Origin of the sequence: Paenibacillus sp. FSL R5-0887 (assembly GCF_038002305.1) — a bacterium.
Lineage (GTDB): Bacteria > Bacillota > Bacilli > Paenibacillales > Paenibacillaceae > Paenibacillus_AQ > Paenibacillus_AQ odorifer.
In genome coordinates, this window is record NZ_JBBOCE010000001.1 from 2,704,329 (window position 1) to 2,719,085 (window position 14,757).

12 protein-coding genes are annotated in these 14,757 nt (G+C 43.1%); 1 reads left to right on the forward strand and 11 read right to left on the reverse strand.

Going from position 1 to position 14,757, the window contains the following annotated elements:
• Nucleotides 1–35: 35 nt before the first annotated feature.
• From MKY14_RS12230 to MKY14_RS12240, 3 genes are all read right to left on the reverse strand, one after another.
• A complete protein-coding gene (locus MKY14_RS12230) occupies nucleotides 36–1,751 on the reverse strand; it encodes an ABC transporter ATP-binding protein (RefSeq protein ID WP_076179717.1) in 1,716 nt (571 codons plus the stop codon).
• Nucleotides 1,752–1,793: 42 nt separating this feature from the next.
• Nucleotides 1,794–2,768: a FecCD family ABC transporter permease gene (locus tag MKY14_RS12235; RefSeq protein WP_370510750.1), complete on the reverse strand. Its 975-nt coding sequence runs from the start codon at nucleotides 2,766–2,768 to the stop codon at nucleotides 1,794–1,796.
• Between the two features lie 62 nt (nucleotides 2,769–2,830).
• Entirely contained in the window at nucleotides 2,831–3,889 is a 1,059-nt protein-coding gene (locus MKY14_RS12240; RefSeq protein WP_076129506.1) for a FecCD family ABC transporter permease, read from the reverse strand.
• A gap of 213 nt (nucleotides 3,890–4,102) precedes the next feature.
• Between MKY14_RS12240 and MKY14_RS12245 the strand changes: the two genes are divergently transcribed.
• The gene (locus tag MKY14_RS12245; RefSeq protein WP_076281412.1) at nucleotides 4,103–5,101 is read left to right on the forward strand and encodes an ABC transporter substrate-binding protein; all 999 of its coding nucleotides are present in this window, start codon (nucleotides 4,103–4,105) and stop codon (nucleotides 5,099–5,101) included.
• An 88-nt stretch (nucleotides 5,102–5,189) separates the two neighbouring features.
• Here the strand turns inward: MKY14_RS12245 and MKY14_RS12250 are convergent, their stop codons facing one another.
• From MKY14_RS12250 to MKY14_RS12285, 8 genes are all read right to left on the reverse strand, one after another.
• Nucleotides 5,190–5,411 carry a hypothetical protein gene (locus tag MKY14_RS12250; RefSeq protein WP_076129504.1) on the reverse strand — a complete coding sequence of 74 codons (222 nt, stop codon included), beginning with the start codon at nucleotides 5,409–5,411 and terminating at the stop codon, nucleotides 5,190–5,192.
• A gap of 46 nt (nucleotides 5,412–5,457) precedes the next feature.
• Nucleotides 5,458–7,434 carry an ABC transporter permease gene (locus tag MKY14_RS12255; RefSeq protein ID WP_340976533.1) on the reverse strand — a complete coding sequence of 659 codons (1,977 nt, stop codon included), beginning with the start codon at nucleotides 7,432–7,434 and terminating at the stop codon, nucleotides 5,458–5,460.
• Entirely contained in the window at nucleotides 7,424–8,191 is a 768-nt protein-coding gene (locus MKY14_RS12260; protein ID WP_340976535.1) for an ABC transporter ATP-binding protein, read from the reverse strand. The genes MKY14_RS12255 and MKY14_RS12260 overlap by 11 nt, the downstream gene beginning before the upstream one ends.
• 134 nt (nucleotides 8,192–8,325) lie before the next feature.
• Nucleotides 8,326–9,741, reverse strand: a complete 1,416-nt coding sequence (locus tag MKY14_RS12265) for an MFS transporter (protein WP_340976537.1) — start codon at nucleotides 9,739–9,741, stop codon at nucleotides 8,326–8,328.
• A 199-nt stretch (nucleotides 9,742–9,940) separates the two neighbouring features.
• Entirely contained in the window at nucleotides 9,941–10,945 is a 1,005-nt protein-coding gene (locus MKY14_RS12270; RefSeq protein ID WP_076129500.1) for an AraC family transcriptional regulator, read from the reverse strand.
• Nucleotides 10,946–11,110: 165 nt separating this feature from the next.
• The gene (gene cheB, locus MKY14_RS12275; protein ID WP_076129499.1) at nucleotides 11,111–12,214 is read right to left on the reverse strand and encodes a chemotaxis-specific protein-glutamate methyltransferase CheB; all 1,104 of its coding nucleotides are present in this window, start codon (nucleotides 12,212–12,214) and stop codon (nucleotides 11,111–11,113) included.
• Nucleotides 12,215–12,254: 40 nt separating this feature from the next.
• Entirely contained in the window at nucleotides 12,255–13,853 is a 1,599-nt protein-coding gene (locus tag MKY14_RS12280) for a methyl-accepting chemotaxis protein (RefSeq protein ID WP_076129498.1), read from the reverse strand.
• Nucleotides 13,854–14,061: 208 nt separating this feature from the next.
• A complete protein-coding gene (locus tag MKY14_RS12285) occupies nucleotides 14,062–14,724 on the reverse strand; it encodes a response regulator transcription factor (protein ID WP_076219667.1) in 663 nt (220 codons plus the stop codon).
• Between the last annotated feature and the right edge of the window lie 33 nt (nucleotides 14,725–14,757).

Here is a 14,757-nt window from a genome sequence, read left to right on the forward strand (position 1 = left end):
CTCCAAAATTATATTCTAGTGATCCCTTCAGCTACTTAAGCTCCAAACTGCGCTTCATGCAATCGGCTGTAAATTCCGGCAGTCTGCAGCAGTTCCTCATGCTTACCTTGTTCTGCGATGCCACCTTCCGCAACGACAACAATCCGGTCCGCATTTCTGATCGTTGCAAGGCGATGAGCAATAACAAGTGTTGTGCGTCCCTCAGACAACTCTGCGAGCGCCTCTTGTATAGCGGACTCCGTTTCAGTATCCAGTGCAGATGTAGCTTCGTCCAGAATGAGAATCGTCGGATTCTTCAAGAACATCCGGGCGATGGACAACCTCTGCTTCTGGCCGCCAGAAAGCTTGACGCCTCTCTCTCCGATCATTGTATCCAGCCCGGCGGGCTGAGATTTAATCAGTTCTTCCAGCTGAGCGCGCCCAGCAGCCTCCCAGATTTCTTCATCGGAAGCTCCCAATCTGCCGTAAGCAATGTTCTCACGGATAGTTCCGTCAAACAGGAATACATCTTGTTGTACAATCCCGATATGGGAACGAAGTGATTCTAACGTCATGGAGCGAATATCTATTCCATCAATAGAGATGTTGCCTTCGCTTACATCGTAAAAGCGTGGCAGCAAGCTGCAAAGTGTTGTCTTACCAGCACCGGATGGACCCACAAGCGCAACGGTCTCTCCTGCTGAAATCGATAAGTTCACATTGGTTAGCACCTTTTCCTTATCACTATAAGCAAAAGCTACATCCTGGAAGGTTATATTCCCTGACAGATGAGACACTGGCTTAGCGTCTTTTGCGTCATCAACATCTGGCTCCGTCTCCAGCAGTTCAAGATAACGTTTGAAACCAGCGATCCCTTTAGGATAGGTCTCAATGACCGAATTAATCTGTTGCAAAGGTCCTAAGAAGACATTAGACAACATCACAAAGGCAATAAATTCACCGTAGGTCATCTGCTTCTGGATTACAAAATAGGTTCCGCACACAAGAACGAATAACGAGACCAGCTTCATGAGCACAAAGCTAAAGGATGAATTCCAAGCCATAATTCGGTAGGTCATTAGCTTCGTAATACGGAAGCGTTCGTTATTAACCGCAAAGCGGGAAATTTCATGATTCTCATTAGCAAAAGCTTGCACAACACGGATCCCGCTTACATTGTTCTCTACGCGTGCGTTATAGTCAGCAATGTCCGCGAACATAATGTGGAACGCTTTGGACATTTTGCGACTGAAGTACATGGATAAATAAATCATCAGCGGGACAATTACAAAGGTCAGAATCGCTAATTTCCAATTAATGCTAAGCATGATACCGAATACACCCAGCAGCGTCATCACTGCTATGAATAAATCTTCAGGACCATGGTGGGCAATCTCACCGATGTCCATCAGATCATTTGTCATCCGTGAGACCAAATGGCCTGTTTTATTATTATCGAAGAAGTTGAAAGAGAGCTTCTGTACACGATCAAACAGCTTTTTTCTCATATCCGACTCGATATTAATCCCCAGCTTATGCCCCCAATAAGTGACGACAAAATGCATAAAGGCGCTGACGATATAGATCCCCAGCAAACCGAGGCAAGAATAGAGAATCCATTTCCAATTCCCACTTGGCAGCATATCATCCACTACCCGGTTAACGGCCAACGGGAAGACTAGTTCCAGCAGTGCAGCAGCAATAGCACAGGAGAAGTCAAGAATAAACAATCCCTTATAGGGTCTATAGTAAGCAAAAAAACGACGCAACATTGTAAAAATTCGCTCCTTCCGGTGAGTGACCATCTTCTTTCATCAAGATTTAGTACGGGCTAGCAAATACAAAAAGTATGGCGCTCCAATTACAGCAACAACGATTCCAGTGGGGATCTCAGATGGCTGTAAGATCCAGCGTCCAATGGTATCCGCTATAATGACTAGCAGTGAGCCGAGCAGCGCTGAGGTTGGCAGCATGAGCTGATGTTTGGGTCCAACTAGCCGTCGCGCCAAATGGGGGCCGACAAGGCCGACAAAGCCAATCCCGCCACTCACAGCAACACTTGCCGCAGCTAGACCAACCGCAGCCGCAAGAAGCCGGAATTGTTCTTTGGTTACAGCAGCCCCAAGTCCTACGGCTGTCTGTTCACCCAAATTAAGGACGTTCATTACCCTTGCTTTATAGATGACATACGGCACGAGAATTACGATCCACGGAAGTAAAGAAAGTACAAACTTCCAGCTTGTGCCCCAAATACTCCCGGCAAGCCAAGTAGCCACAAACTGATACTTCTCCGGATCCAGCCGAAGAGTCAGCACGATCATCGCTGCACTCATTCCAGCTGCAACCGCTACACCAGTCAGCAACAGGCGCATGGGTTTTATTCCTTCATGCCGTTTATAAGCTAAGACATAAATCAAGGCAGCAGTAATTGCCGCACCAACAAACGCTACCATAGGCAGCAGATACACCGGAGCCGCGGTTGCCGTTGGGTAAAAAGAAATTAACAGCATAACCATAATTCCTGCGCCAGCGTTAATCCCTAAGATGCCGGGGTCGGCCAAAGCATTACGAAAGACGCCCTGCATCACAGCTCCGGATACAGCCAAACCTGCGCCTATCAGAACGGAGATCACAATACGCGGTAACCGAAATTGAAACAAGATTAACTCTTGCTTATCCGTCCCTTTACCGAATAACGTATTAAGCAGCTCCATAGGTGTCAAACGTATGTATCCTGTATTCATACTAATAATAAAAGCAATAACAATCAGTACAGCTAAAATAATCATTATAACTAAGCCACGTTTATTTTTGGCGGCTTGGAAGGAATCGAATGAAGTTTTCTCTATCATTACAGTTCCCTCCTTTCTTTACGTGCAAGATAAAGGAAGAACGGTACACCGATCAGTGCAATAATGGCTCCCAGCGGCGTTTCATTAGGGGGATTAATCATCCGCGCTGTTAAATCTGCAAATACTGCAAGCAGACTGCCTAGAATAGCTGAACATGGAATGATCCATCTGTAATCCACACCTACAAAAAAACGGGTCAAATGGGGAATAATTAGTCCAATGAACCCAACGGCTCCTACTACGGCAACTGATGATCCAGCCAGAATCAATACAATTAAAGTCCCTGCCAGCTTAACAAGCCCTGTGCGCTGGCCAAGCCCTTTAGCAACATCGTCACCTAGGCTGAGCATTGTGATCGACCGGGATAATACCATAGCCCCAATTAACGCCGCTCCTATCCAAGGGAACATGACTTTAAGCTGAATCCATTTCGTCCCAGCCACGCCTCCCGCATACCAGAAAGCCAAATCTTGCCCAATATGAAAATATAAAGCTACCCCTTCACTCAGCGCTGACAGCAGTGCACTAAAAGCAGCACCCGCCAGCACCAGACGAGCAGGAGTCAGCCCTCCCTTGGCCAATGATCCGACCCCATACACAACCCCAGCCCCTACTCCGGCACCAACGAAGGAATATAGGATCAAATACATAAACGATAAATTCGGGAAAAATGCAAAACAAAGCGCCAGCGCAAATCCTGCGCCTGAGTTAATGCCCATCAAACCTGAATCTGCGAGTGGATTTCGGGTCATCCCCTGCATAATGGCACCCGCAACTGCAAAGCTTGCCCCTATCATGGCCCCGCCAAGTACACGGGGTAATCGTAATTCTCTAATAATCTGATGATCCATGATCTCCGGATTAAAGTGAAACACGGCTGCCCACACCACAGAAAGCTTAATATCAGCCGCTCCGAAGGAGACTGAAACAGCGATACCTAGTGCTAATAGTACCAGACCGCCAACCAAGATTAACGTGGCAGCCCAAGGACGTGAACGGAACTCTTGTATGGCTGACCCTTTATTAGGTCTAATCTTGGAAGATATCTGTTGATTCATGAATGCCACCCTATTTCTATGAAATTGATTCTCATTATCACTATGCTATTGTAAATGAGCCTTCCTAGGTTTGGCAATAGATAGATTTAATAGGAGGCATTTATTTTATTGCATTGACAGGAATTCTAGGATTTGATAAAGTTCAAATTGAAAATAATAGTGATAATGATTCTCATTATTATTTGTTGGTACATATATATAGGGAGGTTTATCATGCTAAAAAGAAAGACCCTCTTCCCCATCCTGGCACTCATAATGTTATTGTCTGTATTTGTGACAGCTTGCGGGGGAACGAACAACGCTTCATCTAATAAGACAACAGAAGCAACTAAAGCACCAAGCACTGAGCCAACGGCTGCTCCTGAGGCTTCAGCAGCTGAAATGCGTAGCTATGAAACCACTAAAGGTACTGTACAGATACCTGTAAAACCACAGCGGATTATTACAGATTATTATGGTGGGGAGTTGCTCTCCGTAGGAGCAAATGTTGTAGGTGTCGAACCTAGTACCTTTGATAATCCCTTCTTGAAAGACCTGCTCACAAACACACAAGATGTCGGTGCTCCGGTTAACGCCGAGAAAGCTCTGGAACTTACACCTGACCTGATCGTCGTTATGTACGATGATAACTACGATGCTTTATCCAAAATTGCTCCAACCATTCATATTCCATACGGAACCGCTACAAATATCTATGAAACTGTTAAACTGTTCGGTGACATTGTAGGTGTGCCTGACAAAGCTGAACAATTTATTGCTGACTTTGAGAAAAAGGCTGCTGAAGGCCGCGAGAAGCTTAAAGGTGTCGTAAATGAAAATGATACTTTTGGAATCTATGAGCTGACTGATAAAGGGGAGCTATGGACCTTCGGAAATAATGCTGGCCGTGGCGGACAAGCCCTTTATAACGCACTTAAGCTAAAAATGCCTACTAAGAACAGCAACGACAACCAAACGTTGCAGCTGTCCATGGAGCTATTGCCCGAATATGCAGCTGACTACATGTTCCTCACCACTTATGATCCTGACAAAAAAGGGGATAAGCTGAAAGAACTGAAGGAATCTCCAGTTTGGAACGGACTTGATGCTGCGAAGAACGATCATCTATTTTACAATGATTTTGATACCTACTACCGCTATGATCCGATTGCGATTACCGCACAGATTGATCTGTTCGTAGATATGATTCTTGAACGCAACGGTAAGAAATAAACATAGGCACATACAAAAACCCCCCACTTTAGGCACTGTCTAAAGTGGGGGGTTTGGCTATACATAAGAAGTTTCTGTTGAATTTATATCATCTAGTATATTCATTATACTCATCGGTGTTATTTAGTTTTTTGTACATATACTCATCATTTTTAAGCTTATAGAGCTGTCCCATCCCCGCAAATACGAAAAACAGCACCAAAATTAATCCATACGCATAGGTGAATTCACCAATATAAAAGCAAGTGACTATCGCAACAAGGGTCAAGATCATTAATGCGACTGCAATTCTGGATAAAATCTTTTTCAAATGTAATCCCCCTACGTTTTGTGCACCAATATTATCATATTTGGGATTAAATTGAAATCCCCTTTTGTTCTATTAAAGGAATATCGAGTAGCTGAATATGTGCCAGCATATTGTGAGTGTATATTTTGGTGTATATACGATAAAAAAGGACTTGAAATAAAAGATACGCTCCGCCTACTAACAAACAAAACCACATCGGCTCCAGAGCTGTAGACATTTCAACCCTGGAAGAACTAACAACATAAAAAGAAGACAACGCAATACCTAATGCATACGGGAGAAAAAACAGCACTTTTAAAGGGCCGCCTATAATGCGAGCCACGTCCTTAGAAGTAATTCCAATCTTGTTCAGCTTCCTGAATTTGATCCGCTCACGCTCTAAATCGGTCTGAATACTGAAATGCAGCACTATCCCGGAGGCGCCGAAAAATATTAAACCAACAAATGAAATTACGAAGATTCCAAATCGGCCAGACTCCTGTAACTGTAGATAGTCACTTATTCTAGACTTCGTAGAGAATACGAGGGCCTCTTGCCGTTCATTGCCATACCAGGACTCTGTATTGTCTTTGTTATATTTGGCTAAAGCGGCATTTAACTTAGCATCTATATCCGCAGTTTTTTTCCAATCCTTAAAATTCAGGAGCTGAAGATTACCGATCGCTTTTTTATTTTCCGCTTTCAGCGCCATATAATCCTCTTCGTTTACAATGATATGAAGACCATTCATTAGATTCGGCACAGGGTTAAATACCATGTCAAATAGGATACCTTGTGAATACAGCGTATGCTTCCCGGAAGCAAGCATCAGATCAAAGGTGGGCATTTCCGGTCTTTGATTCTTCCACTCTTCTCCTTGTGCAACTATGGCCAGATTTAGAAAGTGATCTTTCTCCACATGATAATCAGTGCCGATTAATGCGTTTATATTCTGGTCCAGAAATATTTTGAAATTAAACAAGTCGATATACTCCAGCTTTTGGTGTGAAAGCAGCGGCGTGGCGCCATGATCCGTGATCTCGCTTAGTATTTTTGGTGAGATGCTATTTTTTCCGAATACTTCTGAATAGGCAATATCATATGGATTGTTTGCAACCGGAATATCCTCAGCATTCCAGGTCAAATAAAAAATAATTCCGCTTAGAGAAATCGTGATGAAGACGAGGAAGGTGATAAGAGAAAGCACTATTTTGGAGCGACCAAGGGTATAGATCAAATTGGAACTAAACAGCAGGTGCTTGTGATATGCTCTGCTTGATCGCGATATAAAAAGTTTCAACCAGTCCCCAAGTCCTGACAGCAGCAAATAAACGCCTAACATACTAATTCCCAGATTTATTAACATCATGCGAGCATCGGAAGGGTTGTAATGAGTGAGCATATTATAAACGGAGATTCCCAAGAGCAAAACTCCGATGACCCCGGTGATTTTCCCATGAATCAGGTTGCGTTCTGCGGTTCTGGACTCTTTTAAAAGACGTAAAATACTGTATCGCAAAGTTAGTAGCAAATTGACTGCAATCACCACTATGTAAATCACCGCGAAGAATTTAAAGGTATACAGATAACTATCCGGCGTCAGTATAAAAGCGCTGTCCCCAATATTTACAAACAGCGAAACAATCAAGAAAAAAATACCGGAGAAAACTGTCCCTGTACCTAAACCAGTGAGAATCGAGGCTAAAGCGATCATGCTATTCTCGAACAAAATGATTTTGCGGATATTGTGGCTTGTCATTCCAAGTACCATTAATAGCCCAAAGTCGCTTTTTCTGAATTTTAAAAAGGCCATTTGAGCATATACAATAAACAGAACAGCAAACACCCTTATCACCAAAAAAGGAGCATATAAATTACCTGACACCATCCCATTCACTTGATAAGGGTCATTAAAATCAGGATTACTGTACAGCGAATAAAATGTAAAAAAGATCATGACCGTAAAGCTGCTGCATAGGAAAAATAACAAATATCTTCTAAGATTCGCCTTAAATATCTGAAATGCCATTCTCCTAAAGGTCATCTTCTCCCCCTCCAATAAAGGCCAGGTTCTCCAGAATCAGATCCAAAAATGCTCTGCGCTCTTTATTCTCTCTAGCAATCTCTAGTAGAGCCTTCCCATCTTTGATAAAAAGCACCCGATTACAATAGCTGGCCGCAAAAGGATCATGCGTGACCATCACTATCGTTGCTCCTTTTAGAGTGTTGAGCTTGGCGAAGGTCTTCATCACCGTACTCGAGGTTTTGGAATCCAAATTCCCCGTCGGCTCGTCCGCAAAAATCACATCTGGATGATTTATAATCGCCCTGCTGATCGCCGCCCGCTGCTGTTGCCCCCCTGAAACCATATAAGGATATTTGTCCTTCACCTCATCCAGATCGAATAGCGATAACGTCTCATCTGTCTTGGCATTGATATCTACTGCCTCTTGATCATCCAGCACCATGGGCACCATGATATTTTCCCGTAGGGTCAGACTATCCAGCAGATTGTAATCCTGAAAAACGAATCCCATACGCTGCCGGCGAAAAATCGCAAGCTCGTTCTTGGACATCTCACTTATACTAGTATCTGCAATTCTTACAACCCCACTATACTCCGTGTCGATTCCGCTTAGTATATTTAAAAGTGTTGTTTTCCCGCTCCCCGAGGGTCCCATAATCGCCACAAACTCGCCGCTATCCACACTAAGACTAATCCCGTTCAGCGCTCGAAACCGATTCGTTTTGCCTTTGCCTTTATATTCTTTCGAGAGATTCTCTACTTGCAGTATGGACATCCTGGCACCTTCTCATTGATAGGTTTGGAGTGAGTTACATTAAATGGAATTCAATCACTCGGTATTACTATAAAGCTAAGAAGGGCGTTCGTTTGTTAGATTGCTCACAGCGCAAAAAAAGCAGGATACCTCCTCTACAATTTCCGCTCCCGCAAAAAACAAAGGCAAAGAAAACCAGTAAAAGCAAGTCCTCCGATTGCTGCTAATGAGAAGGAAAACGCCCTTACATAATCCGCTAGATCTGCTTCCAAAAGAGAATGCTTTAGCGAAGCGGAGAATAAAATACCGATTAACGCCACTCCTAACGAATTCGCAAAATACATAAAGGTAGTGATCAAGCCTGAACCCGTGCCCGTGATCTTTGTGGGTACTGAACTAAGCGTGACGTTAACTAGGGGCGTAGTAGCCATTCCAAGACCGAAACCATATATCAATAATAGTAGGATATTACGAGGGTCTAGCAGCTGCGTAACGTCCACATTTAGCTCTAACATAAGCAGCAGACTACAGCTCCCCATCATCAGCGCTCCTATCTTAAGTACACTCATCCCCCATCTTTTGACCATTCGAGACGAGATTAGGGAAGTCATAAAAAAGCCTATCCCTATAGGCAAGAAAACCATACTCGTATCTTGAACACTATAGTGCAAACCAAATTGCATATAATAGCTCAAAATAAAAAAGAAAGAGAACATACTTAGATAAAGGACAAGAACGGTTGCCAGACCAGCGCTAAATGTTCGATCTCTGAAAATAGACAGATCGACTAACGGTAACGTCCCCTGCTTTCCCTTTCGATTTTCAACCCAGATAAAAGTAAACAACACGAAAAGAGCTAACATTAGACAGCCAAAAATCCACAACGGCCACCCTTGTTTTTGTCCCTCTGACAACGGATAGATCAACAGGAACAAACCGATCAGCAGTAGGAAGCTTCCAGTCCAATCAATACTGCCCGCCTGCTCAGCCCGTGTTTCAGGTACAATCGGCATTAACAGCAGGACGAGAAGTCCAAATGGCACATTGAAAAAAAATACTGTCCGCCAACCGAGATCGAACGGATTCCAATTCACAATAGTACCTCCGAGGATGAATCCGAATGCAAATCCAATGCCAATCATGGCGCCGTAAATGCCGAAAACAAGCCCTTTTTCCTTTGGCAGAAAACTGACCTGCAGCGTAGATAGAACCTGAGGTTGAATAAGCGCCGCAGCCAATCCCTGCACAATCCGAATAACAATCAGAAGTGCCGGATCTGAGGTCAATCCGCCTAACACTGCCATGACCGTAAACCCGCTCACCCCGATCATCAACATCCGTTTTCTGCCGTATATATCCCCAAGCTTTCCGCTAATAATCAACGCCACAGCTAATCCTAGCGAAAATCCGGTAACGATAAGCTGTGCTTCCGAAAAGCTTGCGTTCAAGCTATATTGCATAGATGGAAGCGCAACTTGAATCATATAAGTATTTAATGAAATAAGTAATGTTGGCAGTAAAATAACCCCCAGCGCATACCACCTGCGTGAATCTACTTGTTGTTGTCCCATTGTATGACCACCTTTTTATCTGCAATCTATGAAATTATTATCATTTAGAGTGGTCTTTTTCTCTACCTGTTAAGGGAGGTTCACTCCTTGATAAGGGAGCAAACACAAAAAAACCTCAAGCATGCAGAAGATAACGTTCGATTCCGAACCCTATGTTCTAACACTTGAAGCTTTAAGCTTTCTGCATTTACAAATCTTCCTACAGCCTGTTTCGTTCCAAACTCTGTTGTTCGATACGTTTTAAGTATTCGCTTGGATTGCAGCCATAATGCTTACGGAAGGTCGTCGTGAAATTGCTGACATTGCTATATCCGACCGAAACAGCTGTTTTCCCTATATTCAAACCTTCAACCTCCATATACCAGAGCGCTTTCTCCATCCTTTTTATACGTACAAGCTCGAAGATCGTCATGCCAAATAATTCGCGGAAGCCTTTTTTCAGCTTGAATTCGTTGATACCTACCCGCTTAGCCAACTCACGTATAGATAACGGTTGTTCGAAATGGATTTGCACCAATTCATGTACCCGCTTCAGATTAGTAATATCATCATGCCGCAGCGTCATACTATCGCTAATAGAACCGTAACCATCAGACTCACCAAACAAAGCAATAAATTCAAGGGCTTTGCTCTCCATATATAAACGTCTCAATGTTCCATGATAGGTACAGTGGATCATTTCGGAGACACATTTTCGGATTGCCGCAGTATCTGGATAACGATCAATATTTCCACGATGATGTCTAAGCCAGGTTTCCATTTGCTGTGTCTCCGATAAATCTCCGGCGTAATTCAGCAGTTCACTAGGAGCAAACCGTATTTCCAGCAATTGATTGGGGACACCTGCTTTTTTCTCTTCATACACCTGAACATCCTCTAGAAAAAGGACATTGCCCATTTGTTTATCCGTGTAACTTTCCTTGCCGTTCCATTCGCAATAGATTTCTCCGCTTAGATTATAGCTTAGTTCAAACAACGGACAAGCTTCTTGAATGTGGAGCTTCATATCCTGTTCGTAAGTTATGTCCGTATACATAATCTCCATACCTGGACGAATCCGTGTACGGGTGACGCTTCCCTTACCAATATGTGAAGGAATAGTAAGCCGCTGTTCCCATTGGTTATGTTCAACATGCCCCTCTATCCGTTCTGTAAATTGATCAAAAAGATCATGAATTTCCATATTCAATATATTTAAAGTCATCGCAAACCTCTCCTTCTTCGCTCCTTGTATACGATGAGTTACATGATCTCTACTCTTGCTTCGTAAATGATAATTGTTATCACTTGAAAGTGTCAACATGAAACACAAAAAAGCATTGGCGGATTTTATCCTGCCAACGCTTTTTTAGTAGTAAAATAAGACCCTTCAAACCGATGGAAATGCATCCCTCCGGTATCTCAGCTCCCCCGTAACCTCCATAATCTTCGAGGCTAACAAATGCGAGGGCAGCTCGTAATCCACACAACCCAGCTTCGCGGCTGCTTCAGGCATTTCACTTTCAATAGAAGTTTCTTGCGATTCTACTAGCGTTGATTGGGCGCCAGCGTGTTTAGCAGCCAGCATCCCTTTGGCGCCATCACTTCCCATTCCGGTCATTAGGATTAAATGCTGCTGTAGACCAGTTAGTGCAGATATAGACTCAAACAAGATATCGACCGAAGGACAGTGTCCATTCACTGCAGGCTTTTTCATAAGTTTTATTCTGAGATCCTGCCCCTCCTGAATAATGGTCATATGAGAATTACCTGGAGCGATATAGACGGTTCCACCGAGCACCGATTGCTTGTCCTTGGCTTCCACCACCCGTACACTTGAGAACCGATTCAGTCGTTCCGCCAATGCTTTTGTGTACTTAGGTGGCATATGTTGAACAACCAGCAGGGGATACGGGAAGCTCGCCGGGAGCGAGGAAATTAAGATTTCTAATGCCTTCGGCCCCCCTACTCCGCATCCAATTCCCACGATCTGCTCAATAACTTCTGTACATCCACTCTTAACGTTGTTTTGTTTCTCTTGTCGAGCTTTCACTTTGGAGATGTTTATATTGTTAAGAATAAGAGTTCTTAAAGGAATTTCAGCGGCTTTCTTAATTTTGAATAATAACTCATCTTTTATGCTGTATAGACCAGGTCCATAAGATTGAGCCGGCTTGGATATGAAATCCACTGCACCATTTTGTAGAGCAGTAATGGTTGCTGTTATTCCATCCTTTGTAGCGGAGCTCAGGATAAGTATAGGTGTTGGCCGCTGAGACATTATGCTTGTGAGTGCTACCAAACCGTTCAATTCCGGCATTTCTATATCTATAGCCACGACATCGGGCCTGAGTTTTTGAACCATGCTGATCGCTTCGGATGCATTTCGAGCTACTCCAATGACCTCGAGGCTTGAATCCTCCGAAATTAGGTTCGAGATCTGTTTACGCATGGTTACTGAAGCAGCTACAACGAGCACCTTTATTTTTTGCACTACTTCTCCTCTCCTATCAATGATAATACCCTGACACTGTTTATTTAACTTTAAAAATAGATACCAGACTATTTAACTCTTCTGCTAGCTGAGCCAAAGCATTGGCGGTCGTTGCCGTTTCACTGCTGCTTGCCGCCATTTCTTCAGTTGCGGCGGATATGCTCTCAATTGAGAACATCACCTCAGACGATTGTGCGGCCTGTTCTTCACTGGCAGCTGCAATTTCTGTTACTTTATGAGCGGTATCGTTCACCATCGTAAGGATATGTTCAAAGGCTTCTCCATTTTTTTGTGAAAAAGCTACTCCTTCTACTACAGCATTTACACTGTGCTGCGTATTCTTCTGCATTTCTTTGATAATGCCCGTGATTTGTTTCGTAGCCCCACTGCTCCGCTCAGCTAACTTTCTTACTTCATTCGCAACAACGGCAAAACCTCGACCTTGTTCACCTGCGCGGGCCGCTTCTATCGCTGCGTTTAGGGCAAGCAGATTTGTTTGTTGGGCAATATCTTCAATCACCGCGATAATCTCACCAATCTTATCGGAGTCTTCCGCAAGTCTAGACATTTGTGTATCCAGTACTGCCATTCCTTGTACGGAGTTCTTAACCACGATCCCTCCATCTTGAGCGATACGCATCGTTTGATCTGAAAGCTCAGAAGCCTGTTCAGCACTCTGGGCTACTGAATTAATCGCCGCAGATAATTCTCGGAACAACTCATTCATCGTTTGTGCTGCACTAGCTTGACTCATACTTCCACTAGCTACTTCCTCTGTACTTGCTGAGATTTGCTGTGCAGCAGCTGAGACACTTTCCGCAGAAGAGGAAATGCCGCTAACAGTGCGTCTTAGGTTCAGAACCATTTCATTAACAGAATAAGCTAGCATTCCAATCTCGTCCTTAGATTCCAGATTCGACGTTTCGCTTAAATCACCATTAGCCACTTTACCTAGCAGGCGCATTACTTGATTTAGAGGCCGTGCTATGATCTGCGATATTAGAAGACCCAGACCAATACTGATGAGCAGCGCAACAATAGTAACGCTAAACGTAATCAAACGAGAGGACTGATAAAGGTCATTGGCATTAACAATCGAACCTTGAGCCTGCTTCATATTGATGTCTATTAATTTTTGCAGAAAGTTAGTCAGCTCTGTTGTGGCTGTTTGCAAATCACTTTCGCGCAAATAATTTGTATATTTCTCATTACTAATATTTGTTTTATCAATTTCAATAGTATCATCAAGACTTGTGATATAACGTTGCCAGATCTCAGGATAATCTTTCATTATCGCCAATTCTTCTTCCCTCAACGCAGTCTTGCTATATTTACCCATGATCTCTTCAATACTTTGAACGTTTTTATGTATTTTATCTTCGTATTCTTTCTTTTCTGCCGCTGTTTTAGCCATCGTGTTTATATCACGGATATTGATTCTATTTGTTAAAAATAGTTCATTCGCTTCTCCTAGATAAGCTATAGGTGTTAAGCGATTTTCGTACATGTCCACGATAGAGCGGTCCATCTTACTCAAATTCGTAATTCCATAGAATCCTACAAAGCACAATATTGCGGATACTAACAGAAATGCGGAGATTAACTTCACTGCTGTCCTTAAATTATAAAACCACTTCATTTTCCTCAGCCCCTCATTGGCGTTAGTCATTTTTTAGTAATTCTTAGGAACTATTTCATCATATACGGTAAGCAGATTAAGGTAACCGAAAAAAAATAGCGCGACCACGCAAAAATATTGCGTCGTCCCGCAAAAAAAGCGCAGACCAAAAAATCCCGCCTCACAGCACCGTGAACGGGATTTTGATCTATTTGTTTGTTACGAATTTTCATAGTGAATTGTTGAAATCGGACTCCTTCAATATGCCCAGTCGTTTAGCTTTTATTGCCGCTTCAATTCTTGATTTCACATTTAGTTTTTGGAACAGACTCGTTAAACTGTATTCCAGCGATCGTTGACTCATAAGTACAATCTCTGCTATTTCCTTGTTGCTTTTTCCTTTTGCAATCTCTGTCAGCATTTCATGCTCTTTTTTGCTTATCTTCGGGTTTGCTTGGTCAATATTAATCTCCATTCCTTTAGGTGATACTTTTCTTAACTGTTTAACTAGGGTATGAGGCAAAATGACATCTCCCCTTAAAGCACAACGCACTGCTGCAACCAACTGCTCTCTATTGGTCGTTTTTGAAATAAATCCAAACAAACCCGATTCGATCATCAAGTTGAATTTGTTTGTAATTTCGTATCCGGTATAGATTAAGATAATCGCGTCTGCGTTTATTTTTAAGACTTCCTTCGCCAAATCAATCCCATTCCCATCAGCGATATGAAGATCAAACAGCATCACGTCAAACGTATGGCTACCCACCATGTTAAGCGCCTCATGGGCTGAATTGGCTAGGGTAACCTCCATATCTCCCTCTTGTTCCAGTATCATCTTAGTCCCTTCCATGACAGAGGGATGGTCGTCCACTAACAAAATTCGAATCATGCCTAATACACCCCTATCCCCTTATTATGCCCC